We start from the raw sequence: 13,958 nt of genomic DNA, 5'->3' as shown, positions 1-13,958 counted from the left end.
TCGGCCGCGCCGCCGGCCGCGGCGGGGGCGCGGGGGGCGCCTCCGGCGCCGCGGGCTGCTCCGCGGCCGTCCCCGGTCTCCGCCGCGGGGCGCTCCCCCCCCGCCAGCGGCGTCGGCGCTTCGCTGCCTGCGGCTGCGCTGCCGCTCCCGGCTTCGCCGCTGCCTGCGCCGCCCGGGACGGCGGAGCCGATCGCCCCGCCGGGGGCGTTCGCCTCCGCCTTCGGCGGCGGTACCTTCGCCCCGTCCTCTGCCGGGGCGGGGGCCACATTGACCGGCGGCGTCGGCGTCGCCGGATCGTCCGTGCAGCCGGCCGCGAGACATGCCGCGGCCCCGAGCATGAAGCAAACGACTTTCCGTTTGCCGTTCATCGTTCCTCACTCCTCCCGCGGGCCGCCGGGTGCCGTCCGATCTTACCGGTCCCCGAGCCTGGCGCCTCCGTTCAGGCCAAACCCGAACCTGAGCCTTGTGCGCCGTGCGGCCACTTTTTTCCTTGCCACGTATCGCGTCTGCGCAGCTCTTCGTCGAAGGCGTTAAGCACCTCCCACTTTTTCAAGCTCCACATCGGTCCGATCAACAAATCCCGGGGCGCATCCCCCGTCAGCCGGTGAACGATCATCTCCGGCGGAAGAAATTCCAACGTATCGACGACGAGCGACACGTACTCGTCTTTTTCCAGAAACCGCAGCAGACCGGCTTCATACTGCTTCACCATCGGCGTTTTGCGCATCAAGTGGAGCAGATGGATCTTGATCCCCTGCACGTCCATCCGTGCGACGGCGCGGCCGGTTTCAAGCATCATCTCGTGCGTTTCCTGAGGCAGGCCGTAAATGATATGCGCGCAGACCCGGATGCCTCTGGCCCGAAGCTTCGCGACCGCATCCAAATAGCATTGCGTATCGTGCGCCCGGTTGATCAGCTCCGACGTCCGTTCGTGGATCGTCTGCAGGCCCATTTCGATCCACAAGTACGTGCGTTCGTTCAGCTCCGCCAAATAATCGATAACATCGTCCGGCAGACAATCCGGCCTTGTGGCAATCGACAAGCCGACCACCCCGGGCTGCTGCAAAATCGCTTCATAATATTCGCGCAGCTCCTCCACCGGGGCGTACGTATTGGTATAGGCTTGGAAATAGCCGATATACTGCGCTTCCGGCCATTTTTGATGCTGCAAGTCGCGGATTTTGTTGAACTGCGTCACCAGATCGTCCCGGCGGCTTCCGGCAAAATCGCCGGAGCCCCGGGCACTGCAAAACGTGCAGCCTCCGGCGGCTATCGTCCCGTCTCGGTTCGGACAAGTGAATCCGGCATCCAGCATGACCTTGAATACCTTGCCGCCGAACTGCTGCCGCATTTCGTAGTTCCATGTATGAAAACGTTTATCGCCCCATAATGGCGGTCGAATGATTTCAGCTTGCTTCATAAGGCGAAACTCCTTTTGTAAAAAATCGATAAAGCTCGAATAAACTCGAATCAGCTCTTTCGCAGAGCATTACAATATATATTGTACCGAAAAATGGCCCCAAAAGCGAACTTAGTCCTTGACAAAACCCTCCTGCCGGTGAACGGGATAAGAAAACAATGCGTAGCCTATGCTAAGGTTGCAAGGCGTTAAAATCCAACCAGCTTGAGAAGGGAGAATCTATCATACCATGAACAAGTTCGGGAAAACGGTGCTTGCGCTCGCTCTAACGGCTGCTATTGGTACGGGGGGGCAAGCCTTTGCGGAAACGACGGCTACGGGAACCGGAGCTTCGTCTACGTATGGGACCACGGCGACAGGCACGACGACGACAGGTAACGGGACAACAACAGGCACAACGACTGGGGTAACAGGTACAACAGGCACGACGACTGGGGTAACAGGCACGGCAGGTACGACAGGCGCAACAACAGGTACGACTACAGGCATGACAGGGACTAATGGCTATAACTACAACATGCTGGACCGCATGAATACGTACACCGGTGCAAACGACCGTACGGGTTACGGATACGGCGGCAATTATAACACCAACACGTATCGTACGACCGCCGCTGGCAACAACAATGGCGCCAACTGGGGCTGGCTTGGTTTGCTGGGCTTGCTGGGGCTAGCTGGTCTGCGCAACCGGAACCGCGACGAAGGCGAGTTCCGCAAATAACGGCGGAATGAGTTTTTCGCTTAAACGCTGTGCTCTTCCTTAATCCGGCAAAGCTTCATGACCGGCTTCTTAAGACCACATGCTTGACCGGTCCATCAGCCCTTGCGGCACGGGCCGGTCTTTTCATTCCCGGTCTTCTGGAGTATAATCGATCAAGACGAAAACGCGCGGAACGATGCGCAAGCGGTTGGAGGAAGGTTGAACTATGCGGTTAAGAGGACGTAAAGGAATCAGGGAAGCGCTGGAGGCGCAGCCGGAGCTGGTCGTGCTGGAGCCGGAACCGTACAAGGGCCGGTGGGCCGAGCTGTTCGGCAACGACCGTCCTATCCATGTGGAGCTCGGGATGGGCAAGGGGCGGTTTATTAGCGAGCTGAGCGCCCTCAATCCGCACATTAATTACATAGGCGTCGACATGTACGACGAGCTTGTCCGCCGGGCCGGCGAGAAGGCGCATGCTTCCCGCGAGGACCATGGCGGCGACTTGTCCAATCTGCGGCTGGCGCGTTTCAACATCGAGCTGATCGAAAATATTTTCGCCGCCGGCGAGCTGGAACGCATTTATTTGAATTTCAGCGATCCTTGGCCGAAAAAAAGACATGCGCGCCGCAGGCTGACCCATGCGAACTTTGTTCATAAATATCAGTCGATCTTGAATGAGCGGGGAGAAATTCATTTCAAAACGGACTCCCGTTCGCTGTTTGAGTTTTCGCTAAACTCGTTAGCCGATCTAGGTCTTCGCATGCGCAACATTTCGCTTGACCTTCACGCGGAAGAAGCGCGGACCGATTTGATCATGACGGAATACGAAACGAAGTTCTACAAGCAGGGGATGCCGATTTACCGATTGGAGGCCGTGATCGGGCAAGAAGCGCTGGCCGCGCATCAGAAGCAGCTGTCCGAACGGGAGGAGCCCGGAGCGGACGCGGAAGCCTCAGCGGAAGAATAGAAATCGTCAAAAAAGCCTTGTGCGCTCATGCGAGCCACAAGGCTTTTGCTTTTTTTAGCGGGCCAATACTTCAATAATCGCTTGGGAGCACTGGGCGGGATTATATGCGCCCTCTTTTTGCAACAGCCCGGCGCGGGCTTTGCGCATCTCGAACACCTTGTCGGTTAGAAGCCGGAACCAATGATCCACCGTCTCCGCCGATTTGATCGGCTCTCCCAAGCCGTGCTGCGTGAAGTACTGCAGGTTTTCCTCTTCCTGTCCCGGGATCGGCTTGTAGAACAGCATCGGAATTCCTTTGGCAAGCCCTTCGGTACAGGTCATGCCCCCCGGTTTCGTGATGAGCAGGTCGGAGACGTCCATCCATTTGTCGATTTCTTTGGTGAACCCGAGCAGACGGATGTTCGGATGCCGGAAACGCTCGTCCTCGGCCAGCTCCGCCAGCGCCTTCTCGTTGTTTCCGAGACAGACGACAAGCTGGATCCGGTCGCGCCAAGTGGTCAGGTGCTGCAGGAAGCCTTCGTCCTTCACCAGTCCCCAGCCGCCGCCCATCACGAGCACCGTAGGCAGAGTCGACAGGCCGAATCGGCTCCGAAGCTCTTCCCGGTTGTGCTGCTCCCAGAAGTTCGGATGAATCGGAATGCCCGTCACTTTTACCGTTTCGGACGGAATTCCGCGGCTGAGCAGCTTTTCTTTGACGTCCGGGGTCGATACCAGGTACGTGTTCACTTCGGGGCTGACCCAGGTGCCGTGAGCGTCGTAATCGGTGATCACGGTGCACAGCGGCACGTTCAAACCGGAACGCTTTAAGCGGGAGATCACCGCACTCGGGAACGGATGCGTGCATACGATCGTATCCGGACGCAGCTGATGGATGACCTCGGCAGCCTGCGCATAAAAGATACGATGAAGCGCAAGCTGGGTGAAACGGTTTAACGATTTTTTGTATTGGGAACGATACATCAGCCCGTAAAGCTTGGGTTGAGTCGACACGGTTTTGCGGTAAGCGGTAAGAATCCATGGAGCCAGCGTCGGATGCAGGAACGTGCCGAGCTCAAGTACGCGAGTCTGGACTTCGGGCGAGAGCATACGAAGACTGTCGGACAGAGCGTGGGCCGCTTGCGTGTGCCCGGCGCCGAAGCCTTCGGATAATAACAAGACTCTCTTTTTACGCATAGGCGCTTCACCCAACCTTGTACCAAATGGAATTTACACAAAATTAACATTAATGCTTTTAACCCAAAATTGCAACGGCCGACAGGGCCGTTACGGTTCCGATCAGCAGCCCGGCCAAACAGTCGGACGGGTAGTGAAGTCCTAGATATATACGCGACAGACCGACGAGAGATGCAATAGGAAGCAAAATAATAGCGATCCACGAATGAACGAGCATGAGCGGCACGGTGACGGAGAATACGGCCGTCGTATGGCCGGACGGGAACGAATGGTCCGTTAACGGTTTTTTGCATGTGTGCGTGCCTTTCAGCACGAGATAGGGCCGAAGCCGCGGATACTTCTTTTTAATGATAGCGACGGGCACATGGCTGACCGCCAGGGCGATACAGCTCTCGATGCCGGCTATTCTCCATACCCCCTCCGTAAACAGAGCGACACAGAGCGCAATAATAATCATAGCCGTAGCGCCCCCCAAATGGGTGATCGCATTAAAAAAGTAATCCAGCGCAGAGTGCTGAATACGTTGATTCACGAAGAAAAACATCCGGTGCTCATGCTTTTGCAGCCACGAAACGACACGGCTCAAGGGAACAACGCCTCCTTGCAGTGTGGGATAAGCTGTCTGGCCAGCTCATATATAAGTGTAGGGGGCAAATGTTATAGGAATATAAAAACAATATAAAAGGTAAATTTAATCTTCCATTGACGCTGCGCTAACACTGCCTCGTTACAATCATTTTTGACGACGACCGTCCGGCTTCCCCTTCAACGATGAGATAAATTTTTGAAAAATGTGCTAAAGCGAAGGCTGCATCCATGCTCTGAAAAAGCTTCGTTTTCATACACTAAACGCTTCCGGTACCGGTTTGGTTTCAAAAAAGGCCTGTTTTGTGCGCTTGTACAGGCCGATGCTTCCGAATGTAGTTTTGTTTCCATCAACTTTTTAATAGTTGCTGTTTCACAAAACTTAAGCCTATCCTTCCGATGTCAGTTTTGTCTCCACCAACTTTTTTTCTACAGTTGTGTTTCAACAAAACTTGGAGGAGGTTACATATGAGAGTAGCCCTATTTACGGATACGTTCGTACCGGACGTGAACGGGGTAGCGAAGACGCTCGGACGGTGGGTGAAGTTTCTCGAAGCGCGCGGAGTGGCTTGCAAAGTGTTTGCGCCGCATAGTCAATCGGCAGCTGAATCCGATCAGTGGATGATAGAAAGATTTGGCAGCATCCCCTTCTTATTGTATCCGGAGTGCCGTATGGCTATCCCTAATCCAGTCAACCTGGCAAAGTCGCTGAAGGCGTTCGCTCCCGACCTGATTCATGTCGCCACGCCGTTTAATTTGGGATGGATCGGGCTTCAGTATGCCAAGCGCCATCAGGTGCCGGTCGTCGCCTCGTACCATACCCACTTCGATCAATATCTAGCTTATTACAAGCTGCAATGGATGGAACCGCTGCTGTGGAGATACATGCTGTGGTTTCACCAGGATTGCCGGAAAATTTATGTTCCGTCGCGTTCGACGCTCCGGCATTTGCAGGAAAAAGGACTGAAATCGCTGGAAATTTGGTCCCGCGGTGTGGAAGTGAACCGGTTTCACCCGTTTGTCAACCGGGAAGAAGTGCTGCGGACTTGCAACCTTTCCCCGTCCACATTCGTTATATTATATGTCGGGAGGTTGGCGCCGGAGAAAAGCGTCGATGTTCTTCTTCGCGCATTCGATTCGCTTCCGGTCGAGGTGCGCGGCAGGTCGCACTTGATCGTGACCGGGGACGGGCCTCTGCTGCGGCCCATGCAGGAGCTGCTGGCGGGCAGGGAGGACGTGACTTTTACGGGCTTCCGGCAAGGAAAAGAACTGAGCGACTTGTACGCCGCTGCGGACGTCTTTGTGTTCCCGTCGGCGACGGAAACGTTCGGCAATGTGGTGCTCGAAGCGATGGCTTCCGGGACGCCGGTTGTCGGCGCGGATGCCGGAGGCGTCGGGGAAACGATCGTGCACGAGGAAACCGGACTGCTCTGCAGGCCGGGGAGCGTACCGGATTTCGCAGAAGCAATGCTCAGGTTGTATGAGGACCGCGGGCTGGGCGCAAGGCTCGGTCAAGCCGGACGGGCTTACAGCTTGCGGCAGTCTTGGGATGCGATTTTTCACGGGCTGTACCAAAGCTATTGCCAAGTTGTGCACGAAGCCGGGACAATGCGGGAGAAGGAGGCAGTCTTTTCCAAATGACCGCTTTTCCGTTTGTGATTTCAGAAAGTTTTTTCCAGTTGGCGCTTATAAAAAGTTTGAAAATCGATGAAAATAAGACGTAAAAAGATGGATAGCAAAGAGTCTTGCCGGAATTCCAGCCGTTTTTCCCGGAAAAACAAAGATCCGGCCGCAGGAAGCGACTTGGCGGTTTTGACAAATCGGTCCAAAGAGAGGAAAATCATATTCGGCGACCCTCGTAATCTAATCCACACCATCGAAAAAAATTTTGAAGGCGCTAAGAGAAAAAGACATAAGGGGTACATACAAAAAAAAGGGGGATGTTTCATGTTGGACAGTATTCTGTTAGGCCTCCAGATTGTTTTGGCTATGATTGGAGCCTACCAGCTGGTTCTGACGTTTTTCGGTTGGTACCGCCGCAAAAATCAAATTGATCATGCGCCTCAAAAAACGTTTGCCGTTCTTGTAGCGGCTCACAATGAGGAGCAGGTTGTCGGGGCGCTTATCGAGAACTTGAAGAATCTGGACTATCCGAAAGAACTATATGATATATTCGTGATTTGCGATAACTGCACCGACAATACGGCGCAAATCGCCCGCGACATGGGCGTGCACGCCTGCGAACGCAACAATCCGAAGCTGAGAGGCAAAGGCTACGCGATCGAGTGGATGCTCAAAGAGCTGTGGAAAATGCCGCGCGAGTACGATGCCGTCGTCATGTTCGATGCCGACAACCTCGTCAGCACGGATTACCTGCAGCATATGAACAACGACTTGTGCAACGGTTCCAAGGTTATTCAGGCTTATCTGGATACGAAGAATCCGCACGATTCCTGGATTACCGCCGCTTACGCGGTAACCTACTGGTACTGTAACCGTCTTTGGCAGCTGCCGCGGACCAACCTTGGTCTGGCCAACTATTTGGGCGGCACGGGAATGTGCTTCGAATCGAACCTGCTGAAGGAAATCGGCTGGGGGGCGACAAGCCTGGTCGAGGACTTGGAGTTTACGATGCGCTGCGTGATGCGCGGCGTCAACCCGACGTTCAACTATTACGCAAGAGTGTACGACGAGAAGCCGCTCACGTTCAAAGCTTCGGCGCGCCAGCGGCTCCGCTGGATGCAGGGCCATTTCAACGTGGCCAGACGCTACTTCTTCCCGCTGTTCTGGAAAGGGATCAAAGAAGGCAGTTGGGCGAAGATCGATACGGCCGTTTACGCGCTCAACGTGTATAATCTGTTCGTCGGTTCGATTCTTACCGTAGTGCTGTGGATCGATATGACGCTTCCGGGCGTGCCGAACTTCAGTTCCTTGTTCCAGATTGCGCCGAGCTTCTTTGCGGCATTCTCGGTGTTAACTTACGCTCAGTTTGTGATCGCGCTGATTTTGGAGAAAGCGCCTTGGAAATCGTATAAATACTTGATTACGTTCCCGCTCTTCCTGTTGTCCTGGTGGCCGATCACGTTCTATGCGTTCTTCACGCAAAACAACAAGCAGTGGAGCCATACCGAGCATACCCGTGTCATCCGGCTCGAGGATATGCAGAGCAAGCAGGCCAGCTAGCGCAAGCTTCGTAAAAAATCAGATTTCGCTGTTGACTATAGTCAATGGTGATGGTATATTAGTTTAGTGCGAAAGAAGAAGCGCCCGCTTCTCACCTGTCCGACCTTGGTTGGCTGGTTATGACTGAGAGTGACTTTGTTTGATTGATCCGTTTTCAGCGGACCGATCAATCAATTGGACCTAAAACCAAACGTGGGCGTTTAACGCCCACGTATTTTTTTTGCAAAATCATTTGGAGGTGGCAGGTTATCAGTACAGAGCACATGATTAACGATGAAATTCGGGCGAGAGAAGTTCGTTTGATTGACGCGAACGGAGAACAGCTCGGCATCAAGCCGATTCGCGAAGCGCTGCAAATTGCGCTCGATCAGAATCTGGACTTGGTCAACGTGGCACCTACGGCGAAACCGCCGGTTTGCCGGATCATGGACTACGGTAAATTCCGCTACGAAACGCAGAAGAAAGAGAAAGAAGCCCGTAAGAATCAAAAGATCGTCGAGCTGAAAGAAATTCGTCTGAGCGCGACGATTGACGAGCACGATTTCCAAACGAAACTGCGCAACGTTGTGAAATTCCTGAACGATGGCGATAAAGTAAAGCTGTCCGTCCGTTTTCGCGGCCGCGAGATCGCTCATGCCGATATCGGTCAACGCGTTCTGGAGCGCATGGCAGCCCAAGTGGAAGAGCTGTGCATCGTTGAGCGCAAGCCGAAGCTGGAAGGCCGGAGCATGATCATGATCTTGGCGCCGAAGCAGCAACAGTAAAATCTCATTCTTTAAGGAGGAACACCCCATGCCAAAAATGAAAACTCACAGCAGCTTGAAAGACCGCTTCAAAATTACAGGTACCGGCAAAGTAAAACGCTACAAAGCGTATAAAAACCACCTGCTGTCCGGCAAATCCGCTCGCCAAAAACGCGTTCTGGGCACGAATCCGGTTATGCATCCGGGCGATGTAAGACGCCTGAAGCAGCAGCTCGCTAACATTAAGTAATCCCGTTCGTCTCGAATTCGCATACTTACAACATTTCTGGAGGTAGATTGTCATGGCAAGAGTGAAAGGCGGATTTATCCGTACGCGTCGTCGTAAAAAAATATTGAAACTTGCTAAAGGTTACTTTGGCTCGAAACATAGACTGTTTAAAACGGCAAAAGAGCAAGTCATGAAATCCTTGCTTTACGCATACCGCGACCGTCGTCAGAAAAAACGCGATTTCCGCAAACTGTGGATCGTGCGGATCAATGCGGCAGCACGTCAAAACGGTCTTTCCTACAGCAAGCTGATGCACGGCCTGAAACTGGCTGGCGTAGAAGTGAACCGCAAAATGCTGGCGGATCTCGCCGTTAACGATATCAATGCGTTCAACTCTTTGGCAGAAACTGCTAAGCAAAAAGTGAATGCATAAGGCACGGTTTTCAACCGGGCCTGCCCAGTACACCCCTTGTAACGATGCGTACAACCGTATCCTTGCAAGGGGTGTTTGTTTGATGTTAACGCGAGGCTAACAACTTGACCGATTTTTATCGAATTTTGACTTCCGGCTAATATTTGCTAAATAAAATTTTAAAACGACTGTGCTATTATACAGGTATTCATAAAACACGAAACGAAGGTTTCGCACGGAAATCAGGTGAACGGATGAACATTATTTTGCTGTCCGGAGGTTCGGGAACGAGGCTGTGGCCGCTGTCGACGGAGCGGCGCTCCAAGCAATTTATACGGTTGTTTCATGACGAGGCGGGGCGTCCGGTCTCCATGCTGCAGCAGGTATGGAGGAGGCTCGGCGGCAGAGGGCTGCACCAATCGGCCGTTATCGCCACTTCCGGCAACCAGCGGGAGACGATTCTGGAGCAGCTCGGATGCGAAGCGGATCTGGTGCTGGAGCCGGAGAAGCGCGATACGTTCGCGGCGATCCTGCTTTCGGTCACTTACCTGTGCTCGCATCGCGGTGTATCCCGTGACGAGCCGATCATCGTTATGCCCGTAGACGGACGGACGGAGGATTCGTTCTACGACAGGCTGCTGCAGCTGCCCGAGACGTTGACAAGCTCCGGCGCAAACCTGGCTTTGATGGGCGTCCGGCCTGATTTTCCGTCGCAGAAATACGGATATATGGTCCCGGAGGGGGACGGCGGAGCCAATGCTGCGTTAACGATCCGCGCTTTTCACGAGAAGCCTTCGAAGACGGATGCTGTTCGTTATATCGAACAAGGCGCGCTTTGGAACTGCGGCGTGTTTTGTTTCCGCGCCGGATACTTACTGGACCGGCTGAAAGCCATGGGGCTTCCGGAAGCGTATGAGGAGCTGCTTCTGTCGTATGACCGGATCGAGAGCCGAAGCTTCGACTATGCCGTCGTGGAGCGGGAGAAGCGGATTGTGGCGCTTGCGTACGAAGGACCGTGGAAGGACCTCGGCACGTGGTGCGCGCTGACGGAGGAAATGAATCGGCCTCTGATCGGTCCCGGATATATCGGAGAGGAATGTGACAACGTTCACGTAGTGAACGAGCTTGAGGTGCCGGCGGTCGTACTTGGCTTGTCTGATGTCGTTGTCGCGGCAAGCCCCGAAGGCATTTTGGTGACGCATAAGGAAAGCAGCTCCCGCTTGAAAGAAGCGCTTGGTCGCATGGGGCGGGAGACGACCGGCGACAAGAAGGCGTCCTCCGAGCGGACGGTGGACCGCTCCGCCTTCCCGGACGGCACCTCGGTAACGACGCGCCGGATTCACCTGGAAGCGGGAGAGGAGCTCGTCACCGCTCCGTCTGCCGATGTACAGCGTATCGTCTCTTGGACCGTTCTGCACGGGAGGTGCCGTCTGTTCCAAAACGGCCGGGAGCTGCCTGCAGCCGTCGGAAGAAGCGTCGTGCTTGGGGAGGAAGATAGCGCCAGGCTTAAAGCGCTGGACCCGCTTGATCTGATCGAGATTATTACGGAATGTCATGCATAAGGGGAGAGACTCGTGAGAGTAGACAAGGCTTTGTTCGGCTATAACGCCGATCAGGTACACCGGTACGTCTCCTCGCTTGAAGCGGAGCTCAAGCTTCTGGAGGAACGGCAGCAAGAGGAAAGCGCAGCATATGAACGGACGGAAGCGGAGCTATTGGACGAAATCGCCAACTTAGAGCAGGGATTGACCGAATTGGAGCGTATGGAAGCGGGTCTGAGGCAATGGATTCAAAGAAACGGGTAAAGAGAAAGCCGTTCGGGCGCACGCTGTTTGGGCTCCGCAAGAGCGTGACCGATCGGTTCGTCGACGGGCTGGAAGCACAGGTCCAGGAGAAGGAAGAACAGCTGAACCGGGAGCGCAGCCGGCGGCAGGAGCGGATCGGAGAGCTGCAAGCGCGGGTACAGCAGCTTAAGGCGCAGATCGAGAGCAAGGATCGTGCGGTGCAGCAGCTGATTGCAGTGAAGATGGAGCTGATGGAACGGCCCGGCTTCGAGCCGAAACTGGACGATGAGCCGGTGGACAAGCCCAGACTGCGTCTTGGCGACCGGTTGGTAGCCGAGGGGCTGGTGACCCCCGAGCAGCTCGAAACGGCAATGGAGCGGCAGCAGAAATTCGGCGGACGCCTTGGGGATATTCTCGTGGAACTCGGCTTTACCCCGCGTGAGCGTATCGCGCCTATTTTGCATCAGCAAGGAAGCAAGGGACGTCTTGGCGACATGCTGGTCGAAACCGGCGCCATCACGAAAGAACAGCTGGACAGGGCGCTGGAGTTTCAACGCAAGAGCGGCGGACTGCTCGGCGACATTTTGATGTCGATGCGCTTCATCGAGCCGGAGAAGCTGTACCGTCACATCGCTACGCAATATAACCTCGGACGAATCGGTTCGGAATATATGTTCGAGGAAGTGAACAAGCTGCCGGAAGCGATGGCCCGGCAGTACGATGTCGTCGTCATTCACCAAGACGCGAACCGCTATCTGGTTGCCGTCGGTCATCCGCTGACGGACGAAGCGGTCGTTGCGATCGAGAACATGCTGGGCATGCCGGTGCAGCAGGTGCTGGCGACGCGGGAGGAAATGGAATATTTCTGGAAGGAAGCGTACCAGTCCGAGCTGCTGCACGAGAGCACCCAGAAGCTGGCCGACGAGCAGCCGCAAAATTCCGCGCACATCACGTTTACGAAGCCGCAGCTGGCGGTCATCGGCATCTGCACGTTCCTCGTCCTGCTCAGCTTGGGGCTCGATTGGCTACATACGCTGATCGTTATCAACATAGCCGTGCAGCTGTTTTATTTTGCGATGACGCTGTTCAAGTTCATGATCATCATGTACGGAACCCGCGACTTTGCGCAAATCCGCTTCAAGCAGGAAGAGATCGACGCCATCGACGAACGGACGCTGCCCGTCTACACGATTCTCGTTCCGATGTACAAGGAGAGCGAGGTCATCCCGCACCTGCTGCATAATATCGAGCAGCTCGATTACCCGAAGGCGAAGCTGGATGTGCGGCTCCTGATCGAGCAGGACGATATCGAGGCGCAGGAGATATTGCGGGGCATGAAGCTGCCGCCGTATTACACGACGATCGTCGTGCCGCACAGCTTGCCGAAGACCAAGCCTAAAGCCTGCAACTACGGATTGATCCGCGCGCGGGGCGAGTATGTCGTCATCTACGATGCCGAGGACCGGCCCGATCCCGATCAGCTCAAAAAGGTGCACGCCGCCTTCAGGAGAAGCCCGGAGAATACGGCATGCATTCAAGCCAAGCTCAATTATTTCAACAGCGATCAGAACTTGCTGACCCGCTGGTTTACGCACGAATACAGCATGTGGTTCGAGCTGCTGCTGCCCGGTGTCATGCAGCTTAATATTCCGATTCCGCTTGGCGGGACGTCGAACCATTTTAAAATGTCGGTGCTCAAAGAGATCAATGCCTGGGACCCCTACAACGTGACGGAGGACGCGGACCTCGGCATCCGGCTGTACAAATCGGGTTACAGCACGGCGATTGTCGATTCCCGGACGTGGGAAGAAGCCAACAGCCGCGTCGGCAACTGGATCCGGCAGCGTTCCCGCTGGATCAAGGGGTATATGCAGACATGGCTTGTCCATATGCGCAACCCGGTACGGCTGTGGCGGGAGCTTGGGCCGAAAGGATTTTTGGGCTTTCAGGTGATGGTGCTCGCCACTCCGATGCTGCCGCTGCTTAATCCGTTTTATTGGATCATGCTGGTGCTGTGGTATGGCTGGAAATTCGCATGGATTCCGCAGTTTTTCCCCGGCATTATTTATTATTTGGCGGCGGCGGAGTTTTTGATCGGCAATTTCCTGTTCGTCTTCAGCAATGTTGCGGGAGTGTATTGGGTCATTCACGATCTTGAGAAGCGCGGAGACCGCACGTTCTCCTACGGGCTCGTCAAATATGCGCTGCTGACGCCGATCTATTGGGTGTTGATGAGTATTGCGGCCGTGAAAGCGGCTTGGCAGCTGATCACGAAGCCGTTTTATTGGGAAAAAACGACGCACGGTCTGGCGAAGCAAAATCATCCGTCTGCTCCGGGCGGCGGCGTGTCGCAGGGAGGTGGCTGACGATGGAGGTCCGCTTGCCGAAAAGCGTCTATTGGGGCTTGTTTTTGTTCATTTTCTCGCTGGAATTCGCCGCCGGTTACTATGTGAGCCACGTCATCGGCTACGTGCATTCGGACGCGATGAGCCGGGTGGCTAACGCCTTCTACGTGCTCTACAGCCGGGACCCGCACCTCGCCGCCATCGGCTTCGTGTGGAACCCGCTGCCCAGCCTCGTCGAGCTGCTGTTTCTGCTTCCGTACCATTGGCTGCCGGAGCTCGCTTCGTCGGCGCTGGCCGGCGTGCTCATGAGCAGCGTGTTCGCCGGGATGACGGCGGTGCTGCTGGCGCGGGCGGGGATCGATTTCGGGCTGTCGCGCACTTTCGCCGTGCTGCTGAGCCTAAGCTTCAGCTGTAACC

At 55.1% G+C, this 13,958-nt stretch carries 13 protein-coding genes, 2 pseudogenes and 1 other annotated feature; of the genes and pseudogenes, 11 read left to right on the top strand and 4 right to left on the bottom strand.

All coding sequences use genetic code 11. The annotated features are described in order from the left end of the window. Positions 1–368: pseudogene (locus QJ48_RS38850) on the bottom strand (hypothetical protein); the annotation flags it as partial. A gap of 71 nt (positions 369–439) precedes the next feature. After that, positions 440–1,420 carry a TIGR01212 family radical SAM protein gene (locus QJ48_RS20380; RefSeq protein WP_054975350.1) on the bottom strand — a complete coding sequence of 327 codons (981 nt, stop codon included), beginning with the start codon at positions 1,418–1,420 and terminating at the stop codon, positions 440–442. A 229-nt stretch (positions 1,421–1,649) separates the two neighbouring features. Here QJ48_RS20380 and QJ48_RS20375 point away from each other — a divergent pair, with 229 nt between their 5' ends. Together QJ48_RS20375 and trmB are read left to right on the top strand one after the other, a co-directional pair. Further along, positions 1,650–2,141, top strand: a complete 492-nt coding sequence (locus QJ48_RS20375; RefSeq protein WP_054975349.1) for a WGxxGxxG-CTERM domain-containing protein — start codon at positions 1,650–1,652, stop codon at positions 2,139–2,141. 205 nt (positions 2,142–2,346) lie between these two features. Continuing rightward, the gene (gene trmB, locus QJ48_RS20370; protein WP_054975348.1) at positions 2,347–3,087 is read left to right on the top strand and encodes a tRNA (guanosine(46)-N7)-methyltransferase TrmB; all 741 of its coding nucleotides are present in this window, start codon (positions 2,347–2,349) and stop codon (positions 3,085–3,087) included. 54 nt (positions 3,088–3,141) lie between these two features. Here the strand turns inward: trmB and QJ48_RS20365 are convergent, their stop codons facing one another. After that, the gene (locus QJ48_RS20365; RefSeq protein WP_054975347.1) at positions 3,142–4,260 is read right to left on the bottom strand and encodes an MGDG synthase family glycosyltransferase; all 1,119 of its coding nucleotides are present in this window, start codon (positions 4,258–4,260) and stop codon (positions 3,142–3,144) included. A 58-nt stretch (positions 4,261–4,318) separates the two neighbouring features. Then, on the bottom strand, positions 4,319–4,846 hold the full coding sequence (locus tag QJ48_RS20360) for a phosphatase PAP2 family protein (RefSeq protein ID WP_010499535.1): 528 nt from the start codon (positions 4,844–4,846) through the stop codon (positions 4,319–4,321). Between the two features lie 467 nt (positions 4,847–5,313). On the opposite strand from QJ48_RS20360, the gene QJ48_RS20355 reads away from it, so the two are divergent. The 9 genes and pseudogenes from QJ48_RS20355 to QJ48_RS20310 all read left to right on the top strand — a co-directional run. Further along, complete coding sequence (locus tag QJ48_RS20355) at positions 5,314–6,486, top strand: glycosyltransferase family 1 protein (RefSeq protein ID WP_054975346.1); 1,173 nt, start codon at positions 5,314–5,316, stop codon at positions 6,484–6,486. 306 nt (positions 6,487–6,792) lie between these two features. After that, a complete protein-coding gene (locus tag QJ48_RS20345) occupies positions 6,793–8,028 on the top strand; it encodes a glycosyltransferase family 2 protein (protein WP_054975344.1) in 1,236 nt (411 codons plus the stop codon). Between the two features lie 66 nt (positions 8,029–8,094). Continuing rightward, positions 8,095–8,253: a sequence feature (ribosomal protein L20 leader region), on the top strand. Positions 8,254–8,291: 38 nt separating this feature from the next. Next, entirely contained in the window at positions 8,292–8,792 is a 501-nt protein-coding gene (infC, locus tag QJ48_RS20340; protein WP_054975343.1) for a translation initiation factor IF-3, read from the top strand. 28 nt (positions 8,793–8,820) lie between these two features. Further along, the gene (gene rpmI / locus QJ48_RS20335) at positions 8,821–9,021 is read left to right on the top strand and encodes a 50S ribosomal protein L35 (protein WP_025849277.1); all 201 of its coding nucleotides are present in this window, start codon (positions 8,821–8,823) and stop codon (positions 9,019–9,021) included. Between the two features lie 52 nt (positions 9,022–9,073). Continuing rightward, the gene (gene rplT, locus QJ48_RS20330) at positions 9,074–9,433 is read left to right on the top strand and encodes a 50S ribosomal protein L20 (RefSeq protein ID WP_025849278.1); all 360 of its coding nucleotides are present in this window, start codon (positions 9,074–9,076) and stop codon (positions 9,431–9,433) included. A 233-nt stretch (positions 9,434–9,666) separates the two neighbouring features. Next, positions 9,667–10,974: a sugar phosphate nucleotidyltransferase gene (locus QJ48_RS20325; protein ID WP_063858129.1), complete on the top strand. Its 1,308-nt coding sequence runs from the start codon at positions 9,667–9,669 to the stop codon at positions 10,972–10,974. A 12-nt stretch (positions 10,975–10,986) separates the two neighbouring features. Then, positions 10,987–11,217 carry a hypothetical protein gene (locus tag QJ48_RS20320; RefSeq protein ID WP_054975342.1) on the top strand — a complete coding sequence of 77 codons (231 nt, stop codon included), beginning with the start codon at positions 10,987–10,989 and terminating at the stop codon, positions 11,215–11,217. Continuing rightward, a complete protein-coding gene (locus QJ48_RS20315; protein WP_063858128.1) occupies positions 11,196–13,562 on the top strand; it encodes a glycosyltransferase family 2 protein in 2,367 nt (788 codons plus the stop codon). Before QJ48_RS20320 ends, QJ48_RS20315 begins: the two co-directional genes overlap by 22 nt. Before the next feature lie 2 nt (positions 13,563–13,564). Then, positions 13,565–13,958, top strand: a pseudogene (locus tag QJ48_RS20310) (hypothetical protein); the annotation flags it as partial.

Origin of the sequence: Paenibacillus sp. A3, assembly GCF_001399685.1 — a bacterium.
Lineage (GTDB): Bacteria > Bacillota > Bacilli > Paenibacillales > NBRC-103111 > Paenibacillus_G.
This window is presented reverse-complemented; position numbering and strand designations above follow the sequence as displayed.

Bases quoted from the DNA above. Each gene is read 5' to 3' on its own strand.
- QJ48_RS20380 (WP_054975350.1), bottom strand. From the start codon at position 1,420: ATGAAGCAAGCTGAAATCATTCGACCGCCATTATGGGGCGATAAACGT.
- QJ48_RS20375 (WP_054975349.1), top strand. From the start codon at position 1,650: ATGAACAAGTTCGGGAAAACGGTGCTTGCGCTCGCTCTAACGGCTGCT.
- trmB (WP_054975348.1), top strand. From the start codon at position 2,347: ATGCGGTTAAGAGGACGTAAAGGAATCAGGGAAGCGCTGGAGGCGCAG.
- QJ48_RS20365 (WP_054975347.1), bottom strand. From the start codon at position 4,260: ATGCGTAAAAAGAGAGTCTTGTTATTATCCGAAGGCTTCGGCGCCGGG.
- QJ48_RS20355 (WP_054975346.1), top strand. From the start codon at position 5,314: ATGAGAGTAGCCCTATTTACGGATACGTTCGTACCGGACGTGAACGGG.
- QJ48_RS20345 (WP_054975344.1), top strand. From the start codon at position 6,793: ATGTTGGACAGTATTCTGTTAGGCCTCCAGATTGTTTTGGCTATGATT.
- infC (WP_054975343.1), top strand. From the start codon at position 8,292: ATGATTAACGATGAAATTCGGGCGAGAGAAGTTCGTTTGATTGACGCG.
- rpmI (WP_025849277.1), top strand. From the start codon at position 8,821: ATGCCAAAAATGAAAACTCACAGCAGCTTGAAAGACCGCTTCAAAATT.
- rplT (WP_025849278.1), top strand. From the start codon at position 9,074: ATGGCAAGAGTGAAAGGCGGATTTATCCGTACGCGTCGTCGTAAAAAA.
- QJ48_RS20325 (WP_063858129.1), top strand. From the start codon at position 9,667: ATGAACATTATTTTGCTGTCCGGAGGTTCGGGAACGAGGCTGTGGCCG.
- QJ48_RS20315 (WP_063858128.1), top strand. From the start codon at position 11,196: ATGGATTCAAAGAAACGGGTAAAGAGAAAGCCGTTCGGGCGCACGCTG.